Genomic DNA, 25,430 nt, shown 5'->3' with positions numbered 1-25,430 from the left:
AACGCAAAACGGGAATAAAAATGGAACAAAATCAACAATCTACCGCCGAGCAATATTCAGAACAAATTGAACAGCTTATGGAATTGGGTCGTACGCAAGGTTATTTAACTTATGCGGAGATCAATGACTTGCTTCCAGAAGATTTGATCGATCCAGAATATTACGATAAGTTGTTGCAAACTTTACAGCATGATGCTGGTATTCCGGTTCTGGATGAAGCACCGGAAAGTGACGAAATGATGTTGAATGACACGATTCCAGATGAAGATGCTGTGGAAGAAGCAACGCAAATTTTATCAAATGTGGAATCTGAAATCGGTCGTACAACCGACCCTGTGCGTATGTATATGCGTGAAATGGGAACGGTTGATCTTCTTACCCGTGAAGATGAAATCAGCATTGCAAAACGTATTGAGGAAGGAATTGACGAAGTTCAAACCGCCATTGCGGCGTACCCAGAAGCGTTAACCGAATTATTAGATAATTATGATCAAGTAGAAGCGGGTAATTATCGTTTAGCTGATTTAATTACCGGATTTGTGGATCCAAATATTGCCGCAGAGGAAGCAGCAAATATTGATGAGAATTTTGCTAACGAAGAGGAAAGTGTTGAAGTCGCTGCAGAAGTTGATGATGAGAGCGATGAGGAAGATGAAAGCGATAGCAGCTCAAGTTCTGATGACAGCGATTCTGATAATAGCATCGATCCTGAAGTAGCGCGTGAAAGATTTTCGGCATTAAGAGAGCAACACACTAAAACATTAGCATCTATTGCAAAACACGGACGCAGTGGTAAACGCGCAAAAGATCAAATTGCTTTACTCGCAGATATTTTTAAACAATTCCGTTTAGTGCCTAAACAATTCGATACGCTTGTTTTATCAATGAAGAATATGATGAAACGTGTACGTGCAGAAGAGCGTCAACTACAAAAAGTATTAGTTGATATTGCAGGTATGCCAAAAGATGAATTTGAGGCGCTTATTGTTGCGAATGGCAGCAGTGATGCATGGGTAGCAAAAGCATTAAAATCAACGAAAGCTTGGGCAAAACGTTTACCAAAATATGAAGAACGTATCCGTTTATCTTTAGATAACTTAGCGAATATTGAGCAAAATACCAATCTTACCATCCAACAAATGCGTGAGATTTGTGATGCGGTATCTCGTGGTGAACAAAAAGCTCGCCGTGCAAAAAAAGAAATGGTTGAAGCCAACTTACGTTTGGTGATTTCTATTGCGAAAAAATATACAAACCGAGGTTTACAATTCTTGGATTTAATTCAAGAAGGGAATATCGGTTTGATGAAAGCGGTAGATAAATTTGAATACCGTCGTGGTTATAAATTCTCCACCTATGCAACCTGGTGGATTCGTCAGGCAATTACGCGTTCCATTGCAGACCAAGCGCGCACAATCCGTATTCCTGTTCATATGATTGAAACGATTAATAAATTAAATCGTATTTCTCGTCAAATGTTACAAGAGATGGGACGTGAAGCGACGCCAGAAGAGCTTGCTGAACGCATGGGAATGCCAGAAGATAAAATCCGTAAAGTGCTTAAAATTGCGAAAGAGCCAATTTCAATGGAAACCCCAATCGGTGATGACGATGATTCACATTTAGGTGACTTCATTGAGGATTCAACCCTTGAATTGCCATTAGATTCAGCAACCGCACAAAGCTTAAAAGTGGCAACTCATGAAGTGTTAGAAGGTTTAACTCCTCGTGAAGCGAAAGTGTTACGTATGCGTTTTGGTATTGATATGAATACCGACCATACACTTGAAGAAGTGGGTAAACAATTTGATGTAACCCGTGAGCGTATTCGTCAGATTGAAGCGAAAGCATTACGTAAACTACGTCATCCAAGTCGTTCAGAAACATTGAGAAGTTTCTTAGATGAGTAATTATTCATTTATGTAAAAAAGAAAAGGCAGAAATATCTGCCTTTTTTATTTGATTAAATTTGGTTATTTACCGCGAAATCACATTCCTTTAAAATACGCAACTTTCGTCATTTAAAAACAAAAAAGGAACTTTATGGAAGAATCTCAAGAACTAGAAAAGCTGCCTCGAGTAGTGACAGGTGTATTAAAAGTAGTATTAAGCTTTTCGCTTATCGCGTTGGCTTTAGTGTTGATTATTGCTTTAGCTAAAATCACGTACACTTTAGCGATTATGGTATTTAATACATCAAGCGTTGTGCCTTATGAAGTCGCTGAACAAGCCGTGATGTTTTTCTTATACTTCGGTTTTATTGGCCTTATTGTGCAATATTTTAAAAGTGGCTATCACTTTCCTTTACGCTATTTTATTTACGCAGGGATTACGGCCATGTTGCGTTTGATTATTGTGAATCATGAAAGCTCAGTTGATACCATCTTATTCGCAGGCGCGATTTTAATTATGGTTATTGCACTTTGTTTAGTGTTGTATTCCAATAAAATTAAAATTTAAAAGTGCGGTCATTTTGACCAAGGTTTTGGAATGGATTATTCCGGCACAATCCATTCCACTGTCCAACTTCCTGTACCTTCAGGGACGAGCGTTTGGGTCAAATAAGGCAAAATAGCTTTCATTTGCTGTTCTAATTGCCAAGGTGGATTAATCACCACCATTCCACTCGCGGTCATACCACGTTGATCACTATCAGGGCGAACAGCCAATTCAATTTTCAGAATTTTACGAATCCCTGTCGCTTCTAATCCTTTAAAAATGCGTTTTGTCTGCTGGCGAAGTACCACGGGATACCAAATCGCATAAGTGCCTGTCGCAAAGCGCTTATAACCCTCTTCTATAGCTTTCACCACCAAATCATAATCTTCTTTTAATTCATAAGGTGGATCAATAAGCACCAAACCTCTGCGTTCTTTGGGTGGAAGTGTGGCTTTGAGTTGTTGGAAACCATTTTCTGATTTTGTTGTGATATTCTTAAACTCTTTAAAATTATTGCGTAATAATGGAAAATCGCTTGGGTGTAATTCTGTCAGTAATGCACGATCTTGAGGACGCAATAATTGTGCAGCAATCATTGGTGAACCCGCATAATAGCGTAATTCTTTACCCCCATAATTGATCTTTTTAATGAGATCCACGTAGCGAGCAATCTCTTCGGGTAAATCTGTTCTTTCCCAAAGTCTTCCAATTCCCTCTTTGTATTCGCCGGTTTTTTCTGATTCGTTAGAACTTAAGCGATAACGGCCAACACCTGAATGGGTGTCGAGATAGTAGAAACCTTTTTCTTTTAGTGAAAGATCTTCTAGAATCAGCATTAGTACAATGTGCTTAAGCACATCGGCGTGGTTGCCAGCATGAAAACTGTGGCGATAACTTAACATAGTTTCTCCTTTATGATGAGAAAAGTACGCTCAAGATTGATGGTATAACTTTTCTGTAGAAAAAATATTATCACTTGAAACACTAAAACCTTTGAAGAGCTTTGAATTCAAGGGGATATTCATGATGTCAGAAATTTTTATAATCCGGCAAGCAACTTATGGAAAAGCAAATTAAAGGACTAATAATATATTATATGCTTATAGAGAATCTAGTTTTTTATTATAAATACTTTTGTTGTCTTATTTTACAAGGTAAGGAGTCATTTCTAGAACGTTGAATATAACACTTGAAAAGTGAGTCTATAATTTAACTTATTATTTTCATTACTTAAATTGACTCCTGAGGACTAAACAAAAAAATCTAAACTAAAGTTAATATCATTTCCTATTGTTTTATTCTTAATTGCGATATAAAATTATTTCAAATTTTAGTCGGGGTGCCACAAGGTGGCTGAGATGATACCCGTGAACCTGAAACAGTTAGTACTGACGTAGGAAACTAATATGCCAAAATATTTTCTCATTCTTCATACCTATTTTTACTCCTTTTCTGCCGTTACCTTTGGTTATTAATCCTTAGGTTAATGCTATGGTGAATATTCAGGATCTTAGTCTTGCTTTTGGAGAGCAAGTACTATTTGAACACCTTGATTTAACGCTTTTGCCTAATGAGTGGGTCAGTTTACTTGGCTGCTCTGGTGTAGGTAAATCAACGCTTTTGAGATTAATTGCAGGGCTTGAAATACCAGGAAAAGTTCAAGGCAATATCACCTCCCATCCTCATATTCGAGTGGCATGGTTACCGCAAAAAGATACCCTTTATCCTTGGCTTTCAATTGTTGATAACGTCCAATTAGAAAACGTACTATTTGGAAATAAATCTGCAAAAACCACTATTCGAGCCAAAGTATTACTTGAACAAGTGGGTATGTCAGAGCATCTGCATAAAAACAGTGCTCAATTATCTGGAGGGCAAAAACAAAGAGTGGCGCTCGCTCGAGTATTAATGCAAAACGCTGATTTAGTTTTACTTGATGAACCATTCTCTGCCCTTGATGCGATTAGTCGTTACCAATTACAAAACTTGGCCTATGAACTATTAAAAAATAAATCAGTATTATTAGTTACCCATGATCCTCAAGAAGCATTACGCTTAAGCCAACGTATTTTTGTATTACGTTCACCGCAGCCTAATCAATCAGCATTATCCGATGTTATAAAACCTGAAGGTAAAGCACCACGAGATCTAAACCAAAATAATTTGTGGATGCTCCAACAGCAATTATTGAACGAGTTATTAGAGGGAAAAAGATGAAACTTAACCTTCTTAAACCGCTCTTTATTGGAGTTATATTGCTTTGTCTATGGCAACTTATTGGTGTATTCGGTGATTTTCCCCATTACATATTTCCTTCTCCACAAGCTGTATGGTTGCAATTAACTTCTCATTCAGAACTACTTTGGCAACATACACTAATCACCTTAATTGAAATTGGCTTAGGGCTGCTACTGGGTTTTCTTTTTGGATTGTCATCAGCCCTATTGCTCTCTTTTTCGCCTAAAATATCGTCCTTACTGTTACCGGTTTTAGTGATTTCTCAAGCAATTCCTGTTTTTGCTATCGCTCCGATACTCGTACTTTGGCTAGGTTATGGCATGCCGTCAAAAATTGTTATGGCTATTCTCATTATCTATTTCCCTGTAACTGCAGCTTGTTACGATGGCTTACGCAATACACCTAAAGCTTGGATTGATCTCGCCAAAACATTCAAGCCATCCCCTTGGCGTTTATTACTTAAAGTACGTTTACCAGCTGCTTTACCCGCATTTGCATCAGGCTTTCGCATTGCTGTTTCAGTCGCACCAATTGGCGCTGTAATTGGAGAATGGGTGGGTTCATCAGAAGGGCTTGGCTATTTGATGATTCATGCCAACGCCCGTATGCAGGTAGATTTAATGTTTGCCGCATTGCTGATCTTAGTGGCAATTTCACTTTGTTTATATTTCAGCATTGATTGGCTACTACGCCGTTTTATTTGGAACGTTTAACACTTCATGACAAAAGGAGACAAAAATGAAGAAAATCATCCGTTATTTCAGTCTTTTAATTGGACTCACCGCCAGCTTTTCCAGCTTAGCAAAAGAGAAAATCAGCTTAATGCTTGATTGGTATGTAAATCCTGATCACGCCGCAATCATTGTCGCGCAACAAAAAGGCTTTTTTGAAAAAAATAACTTAGACGTCGACATTATCGAACCCGCCGCTCCATCATTACCGCCTAAATTAGTTGCCGCAGGAAAAGTGGACTTAGCTATTAATTATCAACCTCAACTTTATCAACAAGTTGCTGAAGGATTACCTTTAGTACGTGTAGGCTCTCTGATTTCCAGCCCATTAAATAGCGTAGTGGTTCTAAAAAATAGCAATATCAAAACGCTTGCCGATCTGAAAGGGAAAAAAGTAGGCTATTCAGTCAGTGGCTTTGAAGATGTGTTGCTCGATACCATGCTCCATTCCATCGGACTCAGCAACCAAGACGTAAAATTAGTGAATGTGAATTGGTCACTTTCCCCTTCTCTTTTAACCGGACAAGTCGATGCGGTCATCGGGGCATTTCGTAATTTCGAACTGAATCAGATCCATTTAGAAAAACAAGAAGGCGTGGCATTTTTCCCAGAACAATATGGTGTGCCAGCTTATGATGAATTGATTTTAGTGGCGAACAGAAACAATCTTGCCTCTAAAAAAATTTCCGCTTTTTTGACCGCACTTGAACAAGCCACAACCTATCTACAAAGCCATCCAGATGAAGCATGGCAAGCATTTGTGAGCTATAAGCCAAAAGAACTTAATACAGAATTAAATCAATTAGCATGGAAAGATACCCTACCTTTATTAGCAACGAAACCCCGTCAATTGGATGCTAAACGTTATCAACAAATGGCGGAATTTATGCATCAGAAAGGGTTGATTACAAAAGCACTTGAATTGAAAGACTATGCTGTCGAATTACAATAAGGGAAAATGATGATTAATCAACTCATTCAGCAAGCGCAACCTTATTGGAAGCAATATGTTGAGCATGAATTTGTGCAACAACTTGCAAAAGGCACCTTGCCAAAAGCTTGTTTTCAACACTATTTAAAACAAGATTACATCTATCTTTTCCATTACAGCCGAGCTTTTGCCTTGGGCGTATTCAAGGCAAAAAATTTTGCCGAGATGGACATGCCACGTAAAACGCTCGATATTCTTTGCCAAGAAATCCAATTACATTTGGATTACTGCCGACAATGGGAAATTAGTGAACAGGAAATATTCCAAACACCCGAAAGTGCGGCATGTATTTCCTATACACGTTATCTGCTTGATTGTGGAATGACGGGCGGTTTACCTGAACTATATGCCGCCGTTACGCCTTGTGCTTTAGGTTACGCACAAGTCGCCCGTTACATCACAGAAAATTATCCCAAACAACCAAGCAATCCTTATCAAGCATGGATTGACGCATACTCTGCACCAGAATATCAACAAGCGGCACAAGAAACAGTTGATTTTCTTACCGCACTTTGTGAACCACTTAATGATGCCCAATTCGCTCATATCCAACAAATTTTTACTACGGCTACCCGAATGGAAATCGGATTTTGGCAAATGGGATTAGATTTAGCATAAAAATAAAGGTGTGAAATGAAATCTATTTATTTATCAAAAATTCGTGAACAAAACCCGCTTATTCATAACATTACCAACATTGTCGCGGCAAATTTTAGTGCCAATGGCTTACTTGCATTAGGTGCGTCACCATTGATGTCAGCCAACATAGAGGAAATGGTTGAGGTGCCGAAAATCAGCCAAGCATTAGTCATCAATATCGGTACTCTCATAGGTAAAGAACGAGAGGCTATGTTATTAGCGGGTAAAACGGCTAATTCTATAGGCATTCCTGTCGTGCTTGACCCGGTTGGAGTGGGCGCCACTCGTTACCGACAAGAAACAGTCCGTCAGTTATTGGCGGAAGTAAAATTTGCCTTAATTCGTGGTAATGCTGGTGAGCTAGCTGCAATTGCAGGTGAAGACTGGCAAGCAAAAGGCGTGGATGCGGGACAAGGTAAAACGAATCTACAAGAAGTCGCTAAACATGTTGCACAACGCTATAACTGTACGGTGTTGATTAGTGGAGAAGTCGATATTATCAGTGATGGTCAGCAAACTGCTACCATCCATAACGGTACGCCGCTATTTCCAAAAGTCACCGCATCGGGGTGTTTATTAAGTGCAGTATGCACAGCATTTTTAGCCGTTGATGAAGGTAAACATTTTTCTGCAACAGTCGAAGCCTGTGCCGCTTACACCGTTGCAGGGGAGCTTGCGGCTAAAAACTTAACCACGCAAGTCGGTCAATTCCAAATTCGCTTACTTGATGAATTGGCAGACTTAACACCTGATTTAATAGAACAAAATGCGGAGGTGAAATATGTCTAACATTCCACAAACATTGACTATTGCTGGTTCTGACTGCGGCGGTGGTGCGGGAATTCAAGCAGATTTGAAAACCTTTCAAATGCAAGGCGTATTTGGGACTTCAGTGATTACAGCTGTCACCGCACAAAACACACTTGGCGTATTTGATATTCACCCTATTCCGCTGAACACGATTCAAGCACAACTTGAAGCGGTTAAAAATGACTTTCAAATTGCAAGTGCCAAAATTGGCATGCTTGGCACGGCAGATATTATTGAATGCGTTGCTGATTTCTTAAAATATCGACCATTCGGCACATTAGTTCTTGATCCCGTCATGATTGCGAAAGGTGGGGCACCTTTATTGCAACAACAAGCTATTTCCGCACTAAGCAAATATTTATTGCCACTTGCCGATGTGATTACGCCAAATATTCCTGAGGCAGAAGCTTTAACTAGTTTTAAGATTTCTGATACAGCCAGCATTCAACAAGCCGCGTTAGACTTGCAAAAACAAGGCGCAAAGAATGTGATTATTAAGGGCGGACATTCACTCAATTCACAAAGTCAGCAATGCCAAGATTGGATCCTTTTACAAAATGGTGAACATTTTGTTTTGGAAAGTCCACGTTTCAATACACCACATACTCATGGCACAGGTTGTACTTTTTCAGCTTGCTTAACGGCAGAATTAGCCAAAGGGGCACCTCTAGAAAGTGCGGTCAAAACAGCCAAAGATTTTATTACGGCAGCTATTTCTCACCCATTGAATATTGGTCATGGACATGGACCAACGAATCATTGGGCTTACAGTCGCCTTTAAGGATTGAAAGATGAAAAATATTCAAGAAATTTTACCGATCTATTTTGTAGCAGGCACACAAGATTGCCGACATTTAGGTGATAATCCAGCAGATAACTTGCTTTCTGTTCTTAAACAAGCTTTAGAAGGTGGCATTACCTGTTTTCAATTTCGCGATAAAGGCAAATTCTCATTAGAAAATTCTCCAACAGAACAACGAGTCTTAGCCATTAAGTGCAGAGACTTATGTCGTCAATATAATGTGCCATTTATTGTCGATGATAACGTTGATTTAGCTTTAGAAATTGAAGCGGATGGTATTCACGTTGGGCAAAGTGATACGCCTGTAAAAACGATTCGAGCAAAAACCAATAAACCACTGATTATTGGTTGGTCAGTAAACCGTTTAGACGAAGCCAAAATCGGAGAGGAATTATCTGAAATCGATTATTTCGGTATTGGTCCAATTTTTCCGACTCAGTCAAAAGAAAATCCTAAACCTACTCTAGGAATGACGTTCATTCAAACATTGAGAGAAGCAGGAATCACCAAACCACTTGTAGCTATTGGTGGCGTAAAACGAGAACATGTAAAAACCTTACTGAAATATGGTGCTGATGGTGTTGCAGTTATAACGGCTATAACTCAAGCGAATGATATAAAAGTAGCCACTCAAGCCTTAAAGGAAGAAAGTAATGCAAGCAACCAATAATCCAAATAGCTTAAAACGAGTCGCAATAGCAACAATGATTGGCACCGCTATTGAATATTTCGATAACTATATTTATGCCATGGCTGCGGTGCTCGTTTTCAATCATCAATTTTTCCATGCAGCCGATCCGCTTTCAGGCCAAATCGCTGCGCTTTCTACGCTAGCACTGACTTTTATTGCTCGTCCTCTGGGGGCGGTATTATTCGGACATTTTGGCGATCGCTTAGGAAGAAAAAATACCTTTGTTATGAGCCTGTTAGTAATGGGAATCTCAACCGTAGTGATCGGCTTATTACCGACTTACGACAGTATCGGAATATGGGCAACCATCTTACTTTGCTTATGCCGTATCGGGCAAGGTATTGGTTTAGGTGGCGAATGGGGCGGCGCTGCATTAGTGGCAATCGAAAATGCACCTGAAGGAAAACGTGGTTGGTATGGCACTTTTCCACAATTAGGCGCACCTCTAGGGTTACTACTTGCCAATGGTATCTTTCTACTCATTACCACGCTTTTTGGACAAGCAGCAATGATTGACTGGGCATGGCGAATTCCATTTCTTTCCTCTTTTGTATTAGTTGCAATTGGTTTGTATGTTCGATTAAAACTTACGGAAGCACCAATATTTATTGCTGTACTTAACAAGCCTAAACCTAAAGCTTTACCGATGATAGAAGTAATCGTTACTCATTTCAAACCGTTCTTCTTAGGCATGATGATCTGCATTGCAGGCTATGTGCTCTTTTATATTATGATCGCTTTCAGCCAAATTTATGCAAAATCTGCCCCAACCGTATCAGAAGCTGGCTACGCAATGGGATTAGGTTTCTCACCACAAATTTTTACTGCTTTACTAATGTGCAGTGCGATTTCATTAGCTATTACAATTGCTATTTCAGGCAAATATATCGATATTGTTGGACGAAGAATTTGGTTAATTTGGACAACCTTTGGCGTGGCTATTTTTGGCTTAGCCTTGCCATATTTTCTCGATAATGGAACAACTACCAGTTTATTTTGGTTCTTGATGATAGGAATGGGGTTAATTGGCATGGGTTATGGCCCGCTTGCGAGTTTCTTACCTGAATTATTTCCAACACATGCTCGTTATTCCGGTGCATCGTTGACCTACAATATTTCAGGCTTATTCGGTGCCAGTGTAGCAGCAATTATTGCGTTACCACTGAATGCAAATTATGGCTTAAAAAGTGTTGGAATTTATCTAACCTTAAATGCCGTATTAAGTTTGATTGGACTTTGGTTTATTACGGAAACAAGAGATAGGCAACTGCGCTAGATAAATTTATCAAACTTAAAATTTAACTAATATTGAAAATATTTTGAGTAAAAGAATGCCTTTCACAAATTGAGATCGGAAAGGCATTTAAAATTAACTACACTTTTAGTATTTTAATCAGTACTAGAATAATTCTTCTGGTTGCGTTGCTGGAATGGCATCTTTAGTTTTACCTGTTCCACCGTTTAGACGTTGTTGTAACTCTGGTGGAACATAATAACCACGCTCTTGCATTTCCGCAATGTAAGTACGTTTAGGCTCAGTACCGACGATAAAGTATTCTTTGCGACCACCACCTTCAGAAAGTAAACCAGAGTTACTATCAATGGTTTTTTCCATGATGTTTGGAGGAAGCTCAAGTTGACGTTCTGGAACATCAGAAAGTGCAGCTTTCATATAAGCGACCCACGCCGGCATTGCAGTTTTTGCACCCGCTTCACCTTTACCTAATATGCGTTTGTTATCATCGAAACCAACATAGGTTGTGGTGACTAAGTTTGCGCCAAAACCTGCGTACCAAGCTACTTTCGCACTATTAGTGGTACCGGTTTTACCACCGATATCACTACGTTTAATGCTTTGAGCAATACGCCAGCTGGTACCTTTCCAACTAAGTCCTTGCTCACCATAAATCGCCGTATTTAATGCACTACGAATTAAGAAGGCTAATTCACCACTAATCACACGAGGTGCGTATTCTTGTTTTGCTGCACCGTCTTTCGCATCCGCCATTAAATCAACAGAACCGTCATTTAATGCGGATGTTTGAAGCTCTGGCAAGTCTGGTACATTCTCAGGTTGCTGATCGCCCTCACCTTCATCTGTATCGGTGTTGCTATTACCTTTAGCGGATTTTAGGTTATCAGGGTTAGCCACTTCTGCGACATCTTTAAAGCCATCAATTTTATCTTTGGTTTCACCATAAATCACAGGAATGTCATTACAGGTAATACAAGCAATTTTAGGGTTCGCAATAAATAAATCTTTACCGGTATTATCTTGAATTTTTTCGATAAGGTAAGGATCAATTAAGAAACCACCATTATCAAAAACTGCGTAAGCACGCGCCATTTCCAATGGCGTGAAGGATGCAGCACCTAATGCAAGCGCTTCACTCGCAAAATATTGGTCACGTTTGAATCCAAAACGTTGTAAGAAGTCAGCAGTGAAGCCAACACCTGCGGTTTGTAGTGCTCGGATTGCAATCATGTTTTTAGATTGACCTAAACCTACACGTAAACGCATCGGACCGTCATAACGATCAGGTGAGTTTTTCGGTTGCCACAAAGGTTGTCCTGGTTTTTGGATAGAGATAGGACTGTCTTGCAATACGCTTGAAAGCGTTAAACCTTTTTCTAACGCAGCGGCATAGATAAATGGTTTAATTGAAGAACCGACTTGCACTAAAGATTGGGTTGCACGATTAAATTTACTTTGTTCGTAACTAAAGCCACCCACCATGGCTTCAATTGCACCATTATCGGAGTTTAATGAAACTAATGCAGAGTTAGCGGCTGGGATTTGACCTAAAATCCATTCACCGTTATCACGTTTACGAATCCAAATTTGTTCGCCCACTTTAACCGGTGATCTACCTGCCCAACGCATTGCGTTAGAAGAGAGCGTCATCGTTTCATTATTGGCTAAAAGTAATTCTGCACCATTCTTACCTAATGCGGTCACTGCTGCTGGAATGAATGGTTCTGAATCAGGTAATTTTTTCAAGAAAGCGACAATACGTTCATTATCCCATGGGGCTTCACCTTTTTTCCAAAGTGGTGCACCGCCACGCCAGCCATGACGCATATCATAATCAATCAGGTTATTACGAACGGCTTTTTGTGCTTCTGCTTGATCTTTTGAGAGTACAGTCGTGAAGACTTTATAACCTTTGGTATAAGCATCTTCTTCACCAAAACGTTTTACCATTTCTTGACGAACCATTTCTGTCACATAGTCTGCACGGAACTCAAATTTAGCACCGTGATAGCTTGCGACGATTGGCTCTTTAATCGCTGCATCATATTCTGCTTTGGTGATTTTATTCTCATCAAGCATTCGACTTAAAACCACATTTCGACGTTCTTCCGCACGTTTTGGCGAATAGAGTGGATTCATGGTAGAAGGCGCTTTTGGCAAGCCAGCAATGATCGCCATTTCAGAAAGCGTTAATTCATCTAAGTTTTTACCAAAGTAGGTTTGAGCGGCGGCTGCAACGCCATAAGAACGATACCCTAAGAAAATTTTATTTAAATAGAGTTCTAAAATTTCTTGTTTGCTTAAGGCATTTTCAATTTCAATGGCCAATACCGCTTCGCGAGCTTTACGAATAATGGTTTTTTCTGGCGTTAAGAAGAAGTTACGCGCAAGCTGTTGCGTAATGGTACTTGCCCCTTGAGATGCACCACCATTGTTGACGGCAACAAAAATCGCACGAGCAATACCGACAGGGTCTAAACCGTGATGTTCATAAAAACGGCTATCTTCTGTTGCTAAGAAGGCATCTTGCAGGCGTTGAGGCACATTTTCTAATTTTACTGGAATACGGCGTTGTTCACCGACTTCACCGATTAATTTGCCATCAGCCGTATAGATTTGCATTGGTTGTTGCAACTCAACGGTTTTTAGGCTCTCAACCGATGGTAAGGAGGATTTTAAGTGAAAATACAGTACACCACCGGCGACTAACCCCAGTATACATATCGTAAATAGGGTACTTAATATTAATTTTGCGATCCGCATCGTAAAATTCTCTCTGGTTTAATGAATATTCAAAAAATCAAAATTATGATTTTGGCTGCTAAGTATAAAAGATTAATCCCTTAAAGAATAGGAAAGAATATGGGAATTGTTCCTAGAAAGCAGCTAAAACAAAAAATTGGTGTGAGTAAACAACAAGATAACCTCTATTTTGTTTGGCTAGATGAATTCTACAAAGTTCAATCTATTTGCTTAAATGGACAACAAAAGGACATTTTTCCCCAGTTATTACCTCATTTACCTCAAAAAGCGAACCAATGTTGTTTTATTGGTTCCATTTCCCCCCATTTGACTTGGTCTAAAACGCTTATTTTACCGCAAACACTCAATGCTCAGGAGTGTGAACAACAATGTCGTTTTATTTTGCAAAAAGAATTGCCGATTCCGTTGGATGAATTATGGTTTGATTATCTTGCCATGCCATTAAAACAAGGTTTCCGTTTGGATATCACGGCGATTCGACAAGAAAGCGCCAATGCAGAATTAGAAAAATATTTGCCGCTAAAATTGACCGCACTTGATTCACTGAATCACAGTATTTTACGTGCATTTTATGCCATTTTAGGTCAAGAGCCGATTAACACTTTATTTTTATATCAAGATCAACAAGGATGTCTCGCCGTTTGTGAACGCTTACAACAACGACAAGTTTTGCAATCTCAAGGTGATTTATCCGAACTTTATCAACAATTTACCCAGCGTTTTCCTGAAACCATAGAACAGATTTATATGTATCAAACGCCCGATATATTAAATTCACACACAATCGAATTACTGTCTCAGGATTGGCAGCGTATCGAAACAGATTTTCCTTTCATCGCCTTAGGTAATGCACTTTGGCAAACCGATTTAAAGCTAGTGGATTTATCTTTAAAACCAGCCGCACTTTTGCCTTTAGTTAATCGGGAGAGTGGTGATGTTAAGCCTTAATTTATTGCCTTGGCGTTTAGAACAACATCAAAAGGCCTTTCGTCGTTTTATGTGGCAAGGTTTCATTTGGCTAGCTTGTTCAGTTTTGATTGTCATTGGATTGAACCAACTCAATGAACAACAAGGGCAAGCCCTAAATCAGACAAAAGAAAAACTGACACAAATAACTCATCAAGTCCATCAGAAGCGCATTCAAGTTCAGCAACTACAAAGTAACTTAAAAGAAATGAATGAGTTGACTGAGATGGATACGGAATATGTGTATCGCCTGCTTAATTTATTAAGTGAGCTGCCATTACAACAGGGTGAGTTAGATGAATTTACGCTCAATGCGAAGCAAATTGTCCTTTCAGGCATGACAGAAAGCCAACAAGAGTTTGAAGAGATACATCAATTTCTCAAACGCCATTTTACAGAGGTTAACTTAACTAAGTTTCAGCCAGTGCAACAGCAGTTATTTTTTCAATTTGATATTCATTTATCGGAGTCTATGCAATGAGGAACTTTATCAATGAGCTAGTTCAAAAAAGTGCGCAAAGTTGGTTTGGGAGATGGCTTCGATTACCTCAAATGGTCCATGCTGCCTTTTGGTTGAGTGCATTAAGTGCAGTCATCTTTTTACCTGTTTTTCGTTACGTTGAAAATAGCAACGAACTACATCGACTTGACGCAGAATTGAGTTTGCAGCAGCAAGAGTGGGATAAACAGGAAAAGATTTTACAAACCTTAAGGCAAAAGTCAGACAGCCGACAACTTTCTCCTGAATTGGCTAACTCTGTGTTGCCGATTAATCAGCATGTACAGGCGCTGTTAAATGGGCGACTTCGAGCGTTGGATTTACGTTGGGATTTTTCTCAACATACTTTGTTGCATTTGTCGTTACAAGGCTATTTTGTCGATTTACAGCAATTTTTGACCGCACTTTTAAACGATGTTCCTACACTTTCTTTAACTCAATTAAACATTAAGAAATTAGATGAAGAGGAAAATGCTTCTATTACATGCGAGTTAATTTTCCAACTAAATAAGGACAAATAATGAAAAAGCTTTTCTTAATCTTGATAGCGTTTTTTTCTGTGTCAGCATTTTCGCAAGATCCTTTTGATCGTAAACAAAGAGAACAAACCGAATATCCAAAAGAGGGGCTTACCCTACCGCCAGTGTCGACTTGCGTGTATTCAGAGCTGAGACTGGCGGAGGAACGCCCATTGGCTCAGCTAGATATTGTGGGAGTCGTGCAATATGGTAAACAGGCAGAAGTATTATTTAATGATGATGGGCATATTCTTTCCGTTCAAGTCGGGCAGCGAATTGGAAAAGAAGGTTATTTAATTGAAAAAGTAAGTAAAAATGGCGTGACGCTTCAAAGTTATAAACCGGGGCAATGTGAACAAACGACCTCAATCATAATGAGATTTTAAAATGATAAAGCAGAAAATAAAAACAAAGTGCGGTCAGTTTTTAATGTGTTTTTTGATCCTATGGACAACTTACTCGGCGGCAGAAAATCGCGTATTTTCACTTCGCTTAAAACAAGCTCCCATGGTGGCGACACTCCAGCAACTTGCTCTTGAGCAAAATGCCAATTTAATGATTGATGATGAGTTAGAAGGAACGCTTTCATTGCAATTAGAGAACGTAGATTTTGATCGTTTATTGCGTTCTGTGGCAAAAATCAAAAGGCTCTCTTTTTATCAAGAAAATGATATTTATTATTTGGGTAAGCCTTCTCAACATGAACAATATGCAGAGAAAATGACAGAACCTATGGCGATTAGCGGAGAAAGTTTGCCTAGTGAAACACCACTTGTGAGTACAACGGTTAAACTGCATTTTGCTAAGGCCTCTGATGTGATGAAATCTTTAACAACTGGTAGTGGTTCTTTGCTTTCACCTAGCGGCACAATTACCTTTGATGATCGAAGCAATGTATTACTGATTCAGGATGATGCACGTTCTATCAAAAATATCAAAAAATTGATTGCAGAGCTGGATAAACCCATTGAACAAATTGTCATCGAAGCACGTATTGTGACGATTACTGATGAAAGCCTGAAAGAGTTAGGTGTACGTTGGGGTATTTTTAATCCGACTGAGGCTGCCCATCGAGTGAGTGGCAGTCTAGATGCGAATGGTTTTAGTAATATCAGTAATAATTTAAATGTGAATTTTGCGACAACGGTCACGCCAGCTGGCTCATTAGCATTTCAAGTCGCTAAAATTAATGGCCGATTATTAGACTTAGAATTGACTGCACTTGAACGTGAAAATAACGTAGAAATTATTGCGAGCCCTCGCTTACTCACGACCAATAAGAAAAGTGCAAGTATCAAACAAGGGACGGAAATTCCTTATGTAGTGACGAACGGGAAAAATGACACCCAATCAGTGGAGTTTCGAGAAGCTGTGTTGGGATTGGAAGTCACACCGCATATTTCAAAGGATAATAATATCTTATTGGATTTATTAGTCAGTCAAAATTCCCCGGGAAACCGTGTGGCTTATGGGCAAGGTAACGAAGTCGTGTCTATTGATAAACAAGAAATTAATACACAAGTTTTTGCTAAAGATGGGGAAACGATTGTATTAGGTGGTGTATTCCACGATACGATCACAAAAGGAATTGATAAAGTGCCGCTATTGGGTGATATTCCAGGTATTAAGCGCTTATTTAGTAAGGAAAGTGAACGTCATCAAAAGCGAGAGCTTGTAATTTTTGTGACTCCTCATATTTTAAAACAAGGTGAAAGAATGGAAATGGCTAAGAAAGAAAAGCATTTTAAGCAAATTGAAAAAGCGAAAAAATAAAGTGCGGTCAATTTCTCTGATGTTTTCTCATTTTTTTCAATTTAGCTGTGTGTATTGCAAGCGATCTATTCATCTTGGTCGAAATGGATTGTGCAGTCGATGTCAGAAGCAAATTAAAACTTTCCCTTATTGTGGGCGATGTGGTTCACCCTTGCAGCATTATGCAATGGGCTGTGGACATTGTTTGAGAAATGAACCCGCTTGGGATCGTATTGTGATTATTGGGCATTACCTCGAACCGCTTTCTTCACTTATTCATCGTTTTAAATTTCAAAAACAGTCTTGGTTAGATCGCAGTTTATCGCGTTTGCTTTATCTTGCGGTGCGAGAGGCGAGACGAACGCATGGACTCTCACTGCCACAGGCGATTATCCCTGTGCCGTTATATCATTTTCGGCAATGGCAACGAGGCTACAACCAGGCTGATTTATTAGCGAACTGGTTGAGCCGTTGGTGTGATGTGCCTAACTGTCATCATGTGGTGAAACGAATTAAACACACCCACACTCAGCGAGGTTTAAGTGCGAAAGATCGACGATATAATCTACAAAATGCTTTTACAGTGAATACCAAAAAGTCTTTTCCTTATGAACGTGTTGCGTTGGTGGATGATGTGATTACAACCGGCTCAACGTTGGCAGAGATAGCCAAACAGCTTCGAAAATTAGGCGTAAAAGAAATTCAAGTGTGGGGCTTAGCGAGAGCCTAAATTTTTAAAGATAGGATTTATCTATATTTATAAAAATAGGAATAAATATAGAAAAAATTACCATATAGGAGTATCATTCTTGATATATTGCATCAAGTATTAGGATTTTATTTATGGAACAAATTTTTATTTCAGATGCTGCACAAGCACATTTTCGGAAACTTTTAGATACACAAGAAGAAGGTACCAATATCCGTATTTTTGTTGTGAATCCAGGTACACCTGGAGCAGAATGTGGCGTGTCTTATTGCCCGCCAAATTCAGTTGAAGCGACTGATACTGAAATGAAGTACGATACGTTCTCTGCATTTGTGGATGAAATCAGCTTACCGTTTTTAGAAGATGCGGAAATTGATTATGTAACAGAAGAGCTTGGGGCTCAACTGACTTTAAAAGCGCCTAACGCAAAAATGCGTAAAGTTGCGGATGATGCGCCTTTAATTGAGCGCGTAGAGTATGTGATTCAAACACAAATCAACCCACAATTAGCCAGTCATGGCGGTAAAATCACGTTAATTGAAATTACTGATGACGGTTATGCAGTTTTACAATTTGGTGGTGGCTGTAACGGTTGTTCAATGGTGGATGTCACCTTAAAAGATGGGGTAGAGAAACAGTTAGTTTCGCTCTTCCCAAATGAATTAAAAGGTGCAAGAGACGTAACCGAACACCAACGTGGTGAACATTCTTATTACTAAGAATAGAAGATAAAAAAGGGCGAATGATTCGCCCTTTTATTTTTTAAGCGGCAGATAATTTCTGTAGCAATCGATCCATGGCTCGATATCCGAGCGCTTCAGCTAAATGGGGTTGCTGTATTTCTTTTTCGTCATTTAAATCAGCAATCGTGCGTGAGACTTTTAAAATCCGATGATAGGCTCTTACTGAAAGTCCTAGCTTATTGAGTGCATTCTCAAGGAATAGCGAGTCTTTATCTTGTAATTTACAATCCCGTTCAATTTCTTTGCTTGAAAGATACGCATTGATTTTACCGGCTCGGGCAAGTTGAATTTCTCTCACTTTTAACACTTTTTCTCGTACTTGCTGGCTTGTCTCACCTCTATCCCCTGTATTCTGTAAGCTACCTTGTGGCAGAAGAGGTACTTCAATAGATAAATCAAAGCGATCTAAAAATGGCCCTGAAAGTCGGCTTAAATAACGCATCACTTGCTGCGGCGAGGTGCGATTATGTGTTCCCGTATAATGCCCGGTTGGACTTGGATTCATCGCGGCAACGAGTTGAAAGCGAGCGGGGAATTGGATTTTTGCATTGGCACGCGAAATAATAATTTCTCCACTTTCTAAGGGCTGTCGAAGTGCATCAAGCACTTTTCGCTCAAACTCAGGCAATTCATCAAGAAAAAGTACGCCGTTATGTGCGAGTGATATTTCGCCTGGTTTTGGAATGGTTCCCCTGTCAAAGTTACAAATAAGTGGCATAATAGGCAACAAATGGAACGGTAGAATAAGGCTTAAGCCTATTTTTTTACCTTAAAAAGATACTATTTAATGGCACTATTTACACAAATAACTGTCAAAATCTTTAAAAAGATACTAATAAAAGTCAAATTATCTATGAAAACAGAACAAATTTTTAAACAAGTTCGTAAGATTAAACCAACACGCCTTAGTGTATCAGGTTATCTTCCTTTCAAGAAAGGCATTAGCGTACCTTACGAATCTACGCTTGAGCGTGACCTATTGCTCTATTTTACTTATATGTCTGCGGTAGAGGAAATCGTTTCTCAGCCTGCTCGCATTTTGTTTGTAAAAAATGGGCTAACCTATCCTTACACACCAGATTTCCTCATTCGTTTCAATGATGGGCGACCGTCCTTGTTAATTGAAGTGAAACCAAAATCAAAATGGCAAGAACATTGGCGGGATTGGAAAGAGAAATGGAAAGCTGCAATGAAATTTGCGAAGAAGAATGATTGCATCTTTCATATTTATGATGAAGATAAAATTCGTCATCTTGCTTTATTCAATATCAATACTGTACAGCGATATAAGAGATTACAGTGCGATCCTGAAGATATTAAAGCGGTACTCTCTCAAGTGGAATTGCTTGGTGGCACCACAATAGATTATCTACTTTCTCGTTTCTTTACAGGTTCTTTGTATCGCACGAAAGGATTACAAATTATCTATCACTTGTTGGCAACCAAACAACTAACTTGTAATTGGTTTGAGCCACTTTCTGAATTTACTGAAGTTTGGGGATATTCAAATGACTAATTCAAATGAAAAAGGATTTATTCACCTACGTTATCATGGCAAGTTAGAGCGTGGTCGTATTATTCTTCAAAAGGGTAATATTTATGTAAATCGTGAAGATGGCGAACAATATGAGTTACTTGAATATCTTGATGAAGATGCTCAGGTCATGATTCGACATATTCATACTCGCCAAAGTAAGATTGCCAGTATTCATCAGTTAGATAATTTGAAAATCAACGAACGTGAAGATGTATCAGTTGATTTAAGTGCAATCAGTGATGATTATTGGGAAAAGGCATTGAAAAAATACGAAATGATTAAACCGTTACTTAACTATGAGCAACATAGTCCAGCTTCGGTAAGAGCTCGAGCGGAAGAAGTTGGCGTAAGTGAACGCAGTTTATACCGATGGTTGCAATCCTATAATTCACTAGGCTCTATCGCAGGGTTGGTTAGTCGTAAACGTGGTTGGGCTGAAGGTAATTCTCGTTTAACTAAAGAACAAGATGAATTAGTTACATTAGTCATTAATGAGTTTTACCTGCACAAGCAACGTCCTTCTATTGAGCAGACGATTCGTGAAGTACAACGTGTAGCGAGTCAAAAAGGCATTGATAGCCCTAGTCGTAGAACAATTCGACAACGTATTTTACGTATTTCGGAAGAAGAAAGGTTACGTAAACGTGGACAAAAAGAAAAAGCGAAGAATAAATTTACACCTAAACCAAATAGTTTTCCAAATGCTGATTCTCCGCTAAGTGTGATTCAAATTGACCATACACCTGTTGATTTAATTATCGTAGATAATCAGTATCGCAAGCCGATTGGCAGACCATATTTAACGTTAGCAATGGATGTGTATAGCCGAATGATTACAGGTTATTACCTTTCGCTTGATGCACCATCTGTTACTTCTGTCGCAATGTGTATTGCTCGCAGTATTTTGCCCAAAGAGCGTTTATTACTAGACCATAATATCAAAGGTGAATGGGCTGTATTTGGTTATCCAAATAAAATTCACGTAGATAACGGTGCAGATTTCCGTTCACTTGATTTATCAAAATCTTGTGAAGCACACGGTATTGCTTTGGAATTTCGCCCAGTCGGTCGTCCTGAATTTGGCGGACATATTGAACGTGTGATTGGTACATTTATGAAAGAGGTTCATGGTTTGAGTGGTACAACTTTCTCTAATACGAAAGAAAAAGATACTTATCAATCCGAAGCCGAAGCTGTAATGACGTTAGATGAATTTGAATCTTGGCTAATTAACTACATTGTGAATGTGTACCATAAACGTACGCACTCTGCTTTAGGAATGTCGCCTGTTCAAAAATGGCGTTTAGGTATTTTTGGTGATAAAGACCATGTGGGCTGCGGTTATCCGCAGATGCCTGTTGATGAACAAACATTATTACTCGATTTTTTACCAAGTGAAAAACGCACGATTCAACATAATGGCGTAACGATAGATGGCTTACGTTACTATGATGTTGCTCTCAATATGTACATTAATGATTCGGATGAAAACGGTAAAAGCAAGGAATTTTTATTTCGTCGAGATCCACGTAATATTGGCAAAATTTGGTTTTACGATCCAAGATTAAAACGTTATTTCCCTATTCCGTTTGCAGATCAATCATTACCTGATATGAGTATTTGGGAATATAAACAAGTTCGTCAATTCTTGAAAGACAAAGATGAAAAATTGATTCATTCACAACAAATTAATGATGCTTTAACAGAAATGCGTGAAATGGTTGAGCAATCAGCTCATAGAACGAAGAAAGCTCGCCGACAAGCACAACGACAGAAAGTCCATGCAAAAAGTGATGTAGTAATACCGACTAATGTAATCGAGAAAACACAACATGAAATAGTAAAAGCACCAGCTTCTAGCTTGCTTTCAGATGATGAATTCACATTTGGGGATATTGAATAATGGAAAAGAAATATGAGTATGTTCATGAGAAATTTCGTCATTTAGTTACCGCAAATAATCAAGAACGGATTGAGTTTTTAGATGAACCTCGTTGGGTGGGTTATTCTGTTGCAAATCAAATCATTGACAATCTAGTTTCACTGATGAATAAACCGAAAAGACCAAGAATGTTTAATTTGTTGGTAGTAGGTGATTCTAATAATGGTAAAACAACGTTAATTCGCCATTTCTATGATTTGTACGGACAATCTTATATTGATAGCCGATCGGATGGTGTTCGCCCTATTATTTTGGCAGAAGCACCGCCGAGTGCAAATGAGAAAGAACTTTATATTTCATTGTTAGAGCGTTTTTATGTACCTTATCGTGCAACAGATAGTGTAGCAAAGTTACGTTATCAAACGATTCATTTGTTTCGTGAATACAAAGTAAAAATGTTAGTTATTGATGAATTTCATTCTTTACTTGTGGGTACGCCACGTTTGCAACGTCAGGTGATGAATGCGATTAAAATGTTATGTAATGAACTGCAAATTCCTATTGTTGGTGTAGGTACAAGAGATGCAATTCGTGTACTACACACTGACCCACAACACGCCAGCCGTTTTGACGTTGCTGAATTGCCAACGTGGAAATTGGATAAGGACTTTCAAAAGTTACTTTTCCAATTTCAGGGTGTTTTGCCATTGAAGAAATGCTCTAACCTACAATTGCCTGAACTCGCTACTAAAATTCATACGATTTCAGGTGGAAATCTAGGGAATGTACATCGTTTATTGACTGCGTGTGCAGTAGAAGCAATTACATCAGGTACTGAGCAAATTACGTTAGACATTATTGAGAAAAACTCATGGGTACAACCGACGCAGGGCTTCCGAAAAATTATCGGATAAAATCAGGTACGATTAGAACGCCAATACAACCAAATGAAAGCATTAGTTCGTGGTTAATTCGTGCAGCATTAGATTGCGGCACTGACCCATTAACGTTCACAGGATTTTATTGGGATAAATTGCGGTTATGGACGTATGATTTAGATAGGGGATTTGAACCTATTCAGCAGCAAATCTATTCTGATATTTGTGACTTATCTCTGAATGGAATGGTAAACCTAGAAGCTCACTCTCTTTATTCTGCATTAAAACGGATTAACGGTGAACAGACCCTAATGAAAGGTCAAGCGAAGTGGGTACTGCCAAGAAGCTCTCGTAATCGCTCACATCATAGTGGTCAGCATTATTGCTCATGCTGTTTAGATGAAGCACCATATTTACGGAATGAATGGCGTTTTGCATGGTATTTTGGTTGTCTGAAACATCAAACATTACTTGATGCAAAATGCTCTTGTTGTGGTGAGCTATATCAACCGCATTTACTGTCTGCGGATAAAAGACAACTCAATTATTGTCATCAATGTGGTGAGATGTTGAGTCATCACTCTGATTTATTAAGTGAAACGGAAATTGAAACACTACAAATACTAGATGCTGTTTTTACAAGTGATTTAGGTATATGTTTTCAGAAACAAGTTAATTCTCAAGAGTATTTTATTATTTTACGTTATTTTATTAATCTCATTCGTCGTGGAGCAATAGTAAAATCTTCTCACGCTATTGCAAGGTTTCTTGAACAGTTAGGCATATCACAAGGTAATCTATGTCAACCTAAAACAGCATTAGCATTTGAATTGCTACCGATAGAGGAACGTAAAAATCTTTTGGTGAATGCTGTAAAAATTCTTCAGTTATCTTCCGAAGCAATTATTTATACGATTCAACAAAGTGAGATTACACAAAAAGCCTTTGCTTTTGAAAATTACCCTTCTGAGCTTGATTCACTATTCAAGCATGCAAGAGAAGGTAGAGAAGTTAATCGAAAAACAATAGTAAATAAGCCTAAAATTAATTCTAATTTAAGTCTTAACCGTCAATGGGAACGACTAAAACGACAATTACAAATTGCAGTATGAAGATAACCCAAATTCGTTCGCAAAGTAGTTGTTCTATTTGTGGAAAAACACCAGTTACACGCAAATTCCGAGAGGAATACTATTGTGCGAATTGTTACGCTCAATGGTTTAAAAAGAAAACCTGTAAGTCATGTGGTCAATTAAAGCGTATTCACCGTGATGGCGAATTTTGCCTTGAGTGCGAACGTTTGACGGATTGTGTTCGTTGTGGAAAAGAAGCTGGTACATTTAATGTAGGAATGGTGACGAATTACGGAGCTGTATGTTCATCATGTGTTCGTTACTTCCGTGAAGAACAAATGTGTTCAGAATGTGGCAATATGACCCGAGATAGGTATCGTTCACCAATCACAAAAGAATCTATATGCCTTTCTTGCTATCGACGATATACTTTTGCAACGTGTAAGAATTGTAGCCGTTATCGCAAAATTCATAATCAAGAGAAGCAGTTATGCAAAAAATGTGATGAACAGTTACTTTCAACTTGCCCTAAGTGCAAAACGGAAATGGCTTCAGGTTATGGAAATATTTGTCCTGACTGTGCAAGACGAACCTTATTATTCAATATGATTCGCTTAAATGTGCATATCTTTCGCCATAAGACAATTAAAACAGCCTATAAGAAATTTATTTTTTGGTACATGAGAAAATGCGGGATTAGCGTTGCTTTACATAAAGGTTCAGACTTTATGAGATTTTTTATTGATTGTGATGATATTTGGCAGAAAATCCCTGATTATGAAAAGTTGGTTATTCATTTTAAACCAAATGGCTTGCGTGCAAATTTAACTGTATTACGCTGGTTACTTGATACGAATCAAGTAGTTGTAGATGAAGCTTTAAAAGACGATTTAGCTGAAATGCAACGCATACAATCCCTTTTTAATAAACTTAAAGAATCTGTACCTTGTATAGCAAGTTACTATAAACTTTTACAAAGACGATATGATGATGGTAAAACTTCACTAAAATCTGTTCGGTTAGCTTTACAGCCAGCTATCGACTTAATAAGCTCTAACGACATTACTGATTATCCAACACAGGAACAGTTAAATGACTATCTTACTGATAAATCAGGACAAGTGGCGTCAATTACAGGCTTTGTCAATCACCTAAAATCGGCATATCACTGCGAGTTAGACATTGACCGCAAACTTATTCAACAGATGAAAGCTAAACGGCTTAAAAAGCATTATTCGAAACGTTTAGTTGAACTCTACAAACAGACCGAATTAATGGATGATGAACAGATGGAATTAGTATCCGTTGTCCTATATAGCTTACACGGTATTGAAATCAAAAAGCCAAAACCTGATGCCATTTTACTGCTAGATGGTGTGGCTTATTACCGCGATAAGACGAAGGATTATTTCCTTCCTCAAGATATTTATCTGCGCATAAAACTGCAATTTTGACGAGAAAAATGTTATTTTTTCGAGCGAGATCGAAAAATTGAAACATATTTCTAGACAGAA

At 38.6% G+C, this 25,430-nt stretch carries 23 protein-coding genes, 3 pseudogenes and 1 riboswitch; of the genes and pseudogenes, 22 read left to right on the top strand and 4 right to left on the bottom strand.

Going from position 1 to position 25,430, the window contains the following annotated elements:
- The first annotated feature begins 20 nt into the window (after nucleotides 1–20).
- Together rpoD and psiE are read left to right on the top strand one after the other, a co-directional pair.
- Nucleotides 21–1,910: an RNA polymerase sigma factor RpoD gene (gene rpoD / locus ACXVWB_RS06105; RefSeq protein WP_265470179.1), complete on the top strand. Its 1,890-nt coding sequence runs from the start codon at nucleotides 21–23 to the stop codon at nucleotides 1,908–1,910.
- 133 nt (nucleotides 1,911–2,043) lie between these two features.
- Nucleotides 2,044–2,460, top strand: a complete 417-nt coding sequence (gene psiE, locus ACXVWB_RS06100) for a phosphate-starvation-inducible protein PsiE (protein WP_049362461.1) — start codon at nucleotides 2,044–2,046, stop codon at nucleotides 2,458–2,460.
- A gap of 35 nt (nucleotides 2,461–2,495) precedes the next feature.
- On the opposite strand, the gene ACXVWB_RS06095 is transcribed toward psiE, so the two are convergent.
- On the bottom strand, nucleotides 2,496–3,341 hold the full coding sequence (locus ACXVWB_RS06095) for a 23S rRNA (adenine(2030)-N(6))-methyltransferase RlmJ (protein ID WP_289902119.1): 846 nt from the start codon (nucleotides 3,339–3,341) through the stop codon (nucleotides 2,496–2,498).
- A gap of 423 nt (nucleotides 3,342–3,764) precedes the next feature.
- Nucleotides 3,765–3,856, top strand: a riboswitch (TPP riboswitch).
- A gap of 74 nt (nucleotides 3,857–3,930) precedes the next feature.
- On the opposite strand from ACXVWB_RS06095, the gene ACXVWB_RS06090 reads away from it, so the two are divergent.
- The 8 genes from ACXVWB_RS06090 to ACXVWB_RS06055 are packed head-to-tail and all read left to right on the top strand — an operon-like array spanning nucleotide 3,931 to nucleotide 10,617.
- Nucleotides 3,931–4,656, top strand: coding sequence for an ABC transporter ATP-binding protein (locus ACXVWB_RS06090; RefSeq protein WP_126470271.1), 726 nt, complete (start codon nucleotides 3,931–3,933; stop codon nucleotides 4,654–4,656).
- Nucleotides 4,653–5,390 (top strand): ABC transporter permease, encoded by a 738-nt coding sequence (locus tag ACXVWB_RS06085; protein ID WP_289902118.1) that lies wholly within the window; start codon nucleotides 4,653–4,655, stop codon nucleotides 5,388–5,390. Before ACXVWB_RS06090 ends, ACXVWB_RS06085 begins: the two co-directional genes overlap by 4 nt.
- A gap of 25 nt (nucleotides 5,391–5,415) precedes the next feature.
- Nucleotides 5,416–6,360 (top strand): ABC transporter substrate-binding protein, encoded by a 945-nt coding sequence (locus ACXVWB_RS06080; RefSeq protein ID WP_289902117.1) that lies wholly within the window; start codon nucleotides 5,416–5,418, stop codon nucleotides 6,358–6,360.
- A gap of 9 nt (nucleotides 6,361–6,369) precedes the next feature.
- Nucleotides 6,370–7,017, top strand: coding sequence for a thiaminase II (tenA, locus tag ACXVWB_RS06075; RefSeq protein ID WP_289902166.1), 648 nt, complete (start codon nucleotides 6,370–6,372; stop codon nucleotides 7,015–7,017).
- A gap of 15 nt (nucleotides 7,018–7,032) precedes the next feature.
- Complete coding sequence (gene thiM, locus ACXVWB_RS06070; RefSeq protein WP_289902116.1) at nucleotides 7,033–7,827, top strand: hydroxyethylthiazole kinase; 795 nt, start codon at nucleotides 7,033–7,035, stop codon at nucleotides 7,825–7,827.
- Nucleotides 7,820–8,629 (top strand): bifunctional hydroxymethylpyrimidine kinase/phosphomethylpyrimidine kinase, encoded by an 810-nt coding sequence (gene thiD, locus ACXVWB_RS06065; RefSeq protein ID WP_289902115.1) that lies wholly within the window; start codon nucleotides 7,820–7,822, stop codon nucleotides 8,627–8,629. Before thiM ends, thiD begins: the two co-directional genes overlap by 8 nt.
- 10 nt (nucleotides 8,630–8,639) lie before the next feature.
- The gene (gene thiE / locus ACXVWB_RS06060) at nucleotides 8,640–9,320 is read left to right on the top strand and encodes a thiamine phosphate synthase (RefSeq protein WP_289902114.1); all 681 of its coding nucleotides are present in this window, start codon (nucleotides 8,640–8,642) and stop codon (nucleotides 9,318–9,320) included.
- On the top strand, nucleotides 9,304–10,617 hold the full coding sequence (locus ACXVWB_RS06055; RefSeq protein ID WP_289902113.1) for an MFS transporter: 1,314 nt from the start codon (nucleotides 9,304–9,306) through the stop codon (nucleotides 10,615–10,617). The genes thiE and ACXVWB_RS06055 overlap by 17 nt, the downstream gene beginning before the upstream one ends.
- Before the next feature lie 123 nt (nucleotides 10,618–10,740).
- Here ACXVWB_RS06055 and ACXVWB_RS06050 read toward each other — a convergent pair.
- Nucleotides 10,741–11,433 (bottom strand): annotated as a pseudogene (locus ACXVWB_RS06050) (penicillin-binding protein 1A); the annotation flags it as partial.
- A gap of 75 nt (nucleotides 11,434–11,508) precedes the next feature.
- Nucleotides 11,509–13,359, bottom strand: a pseudogene (locus tag ACXVWB_RS06045) (penicillin-binding protein 1A); the annotation flags it as partial.
- 99 nt (nucleotides 13,360–13,458) lie between these two features.
- Here ACXVWB_RS06045 and ACXVWB_RS06040 point away from each other — a divergent pair.
- From ACXVWB_RS06040 to nfuA, 7 genes are all read left to right on the top strand, one after another.
- Complete coding sequence (locus ACXVWB_RS06040; RefSeq protein ID WP_289902111.1) at nucleotides 13,459–14,307, top strand: competence protein ComA; 849 nt, start codon at nucleotides 13,459–13,461, stop codon at nucleotides 14,305–14,307.
- A complete protein-coding gene (locus ACXVWB_RS06035; RefSeq protein ID WP_289902110.1) occupies nucleotides 14,294–14,806 on the top strand; it encodes a competence protein ComB in 513 nt (170 codons plus the stop codon). The genes ACXVWB_RS06040 and ACXVWB_RS06035 overlap by 14 nt, the downstream gene beginning before the upstream one ends.
- Complete coding sequence (locus tag ACXVWB_RS06030) at nucleotides 14,803–15,345, top strand: competence protein ComC (RefSeq protein WP_289902109.1); 543 nt, start codon at nucleotides 14,803–14,805, stop codon at nucleotides 15,343–15,345. The genes ACXVWB_RS06035 and ACXVWB_RS06030 overlap by 4 nt, the downstream gene beginning before the upstream one ends.
- Entirely contained in the window at nucleotides 15,345–15,728 is a 384-nt protein-coding gene (locus tag ACXVWB_RS06025; protein ID WP_289902108.1) for a pilus assembly protein PilP, read from the top strand. The genes ACXVWB_RS06030 and ACXVWB_RS06025 overlap by 1 nt, the downstream gene beginning before the upstream one ends.
- Before the next feature lies 1 nt (nucleotide 15,729).
- Nucleotides 15,730–17,115: a type IV pilus secretin PilQ gene (locus ACXVWB_RS06020; protein ID WP_289902107.1), complete on the top strand. Its 1,386-nt coding sequence runs from the start codon at nucleotides 15,730–15,732 to the stop codon at nucleotides 17,113–17,115.
- A gap of 19 nt (nucleotides 17,116–17,134) precedes the next feature.
- A complete protein-coding gene (locus tag ACXVWB_RS06015; protein WP_289902165.1) occupies nucleotides 17,135–17,824 on the top strand; it encodes a ComF family protein in 690 nt (229 codons plus the stop codon).
- A 113-nt stretch (nucleotides 17,825–17,937) separates the two neighbouring features.
- Entirely contained in the window at nucleotides 17,938–18,522 is a 585-nt protein-coding gene (gene nfuA, locus ACXVWB_RS06010) for a Fe-S biogenesis protein NfuA (RefSeq protein ID WP_005694707.1), read from the top strand.
- Between the two features lie 43 nt (nucleotides 18,523–18,565).
- Here nfuA and ACXVWB_RS06005 read toward each other — a convergent pair.
- A pseudogene (locus ACXVWB_RS06005) lies at nucleotides 18,566–19,237 on the bottom strand (ATP-binding protein); the annotation flags it as partial.
- 162 nt (nucleotides 19,238–19,399) lie between these two features.
- Between ACXVWB_RS06005 and ACXVWB_RS06000 the strand changes: the two are divergent.
- From ACXVWB_RS06000 to ACXVWB_RS05980, 5 genes are read left to right on the top strand one after another with little or no spacing between them, the layout of a single operon-like run.
- On the top strand, nucleotides 19,400–20,062 hold the full coding sequence (locus tag ACXVWB_RS06000) for a TnsA endonuclease N-terminal domain-containing protein (protein ID WP_458473285.1): 663 nt from the start codon (nucleotides 19,400–19,402) through the stop codon (nucleotides 20,060–20,062).
- A complete protein-coding gene (locus ACXVWB_RS05995) occupies nucleotides 20,055–21,986 on the top strand; it encodes a Mu transposase C-terminal domain-containing protein (RefSeq protein WP_297568368.1) in 1,932 nt (643 codons plus the stop codon). Before ACXVWB_RS06000 ends, ACXVWB_RS05995 begins: the two co-directional genes overlap by 8 nt.
- A complete protein-coding gene (locus ACXVWB_RS05990) occupies nucleotides 21,986–22,879 on the top strand; it encodes a TniB family NTP-binding protein (RefSeq protein ID WP_297568365.1) in 894 nt (297 codons plus the stop codon). Before ACXVWB_RS05995 ends, ACXVWB_RS05990 begins: the two co-directional genes overlap by 1 nt.
- Nucleotides 22,837–23,955: a TniQ family protein gene (locus ACXVWB_RS05985; RefSeq protein ID WP_297568362.1), complete on the top strand. Its 1,119-nt coding sequence runs from the start codon at nucleotides 22,837–22,839 to the stop codon at nucleotides 23,953–23,955. The genes ACXVWB_RS05990 and ACXVWB_RS05985 overlap by 43 nt, the downstream gene beginning before the upstream one ends.
- On the top strand, nucleotides 23,916–25,370 hold the full coding sequence (locus ACXVWB_RS05980) for a hypothetical protein (protein WP_458473283.1): 1,455 nt from the start codon (nucleotides 23,916–23,918) through the stop codon (nucleotides 25,368–25,370). The genes ACXVWB_RS05985 and ACXVWB_RS05980 overlap by 40 nt, the downstream gene beginning before the upstream one ends.
- Nucleotides 25,371–25,430 lie beyond the last annotated feature (60 nt).

Source organism: Haemophilus sp. SZY H53 (assembly GCF_054332375.1).
This window is presented reverse-complemented; position numbering and strand designations above follow the sequence as displayed.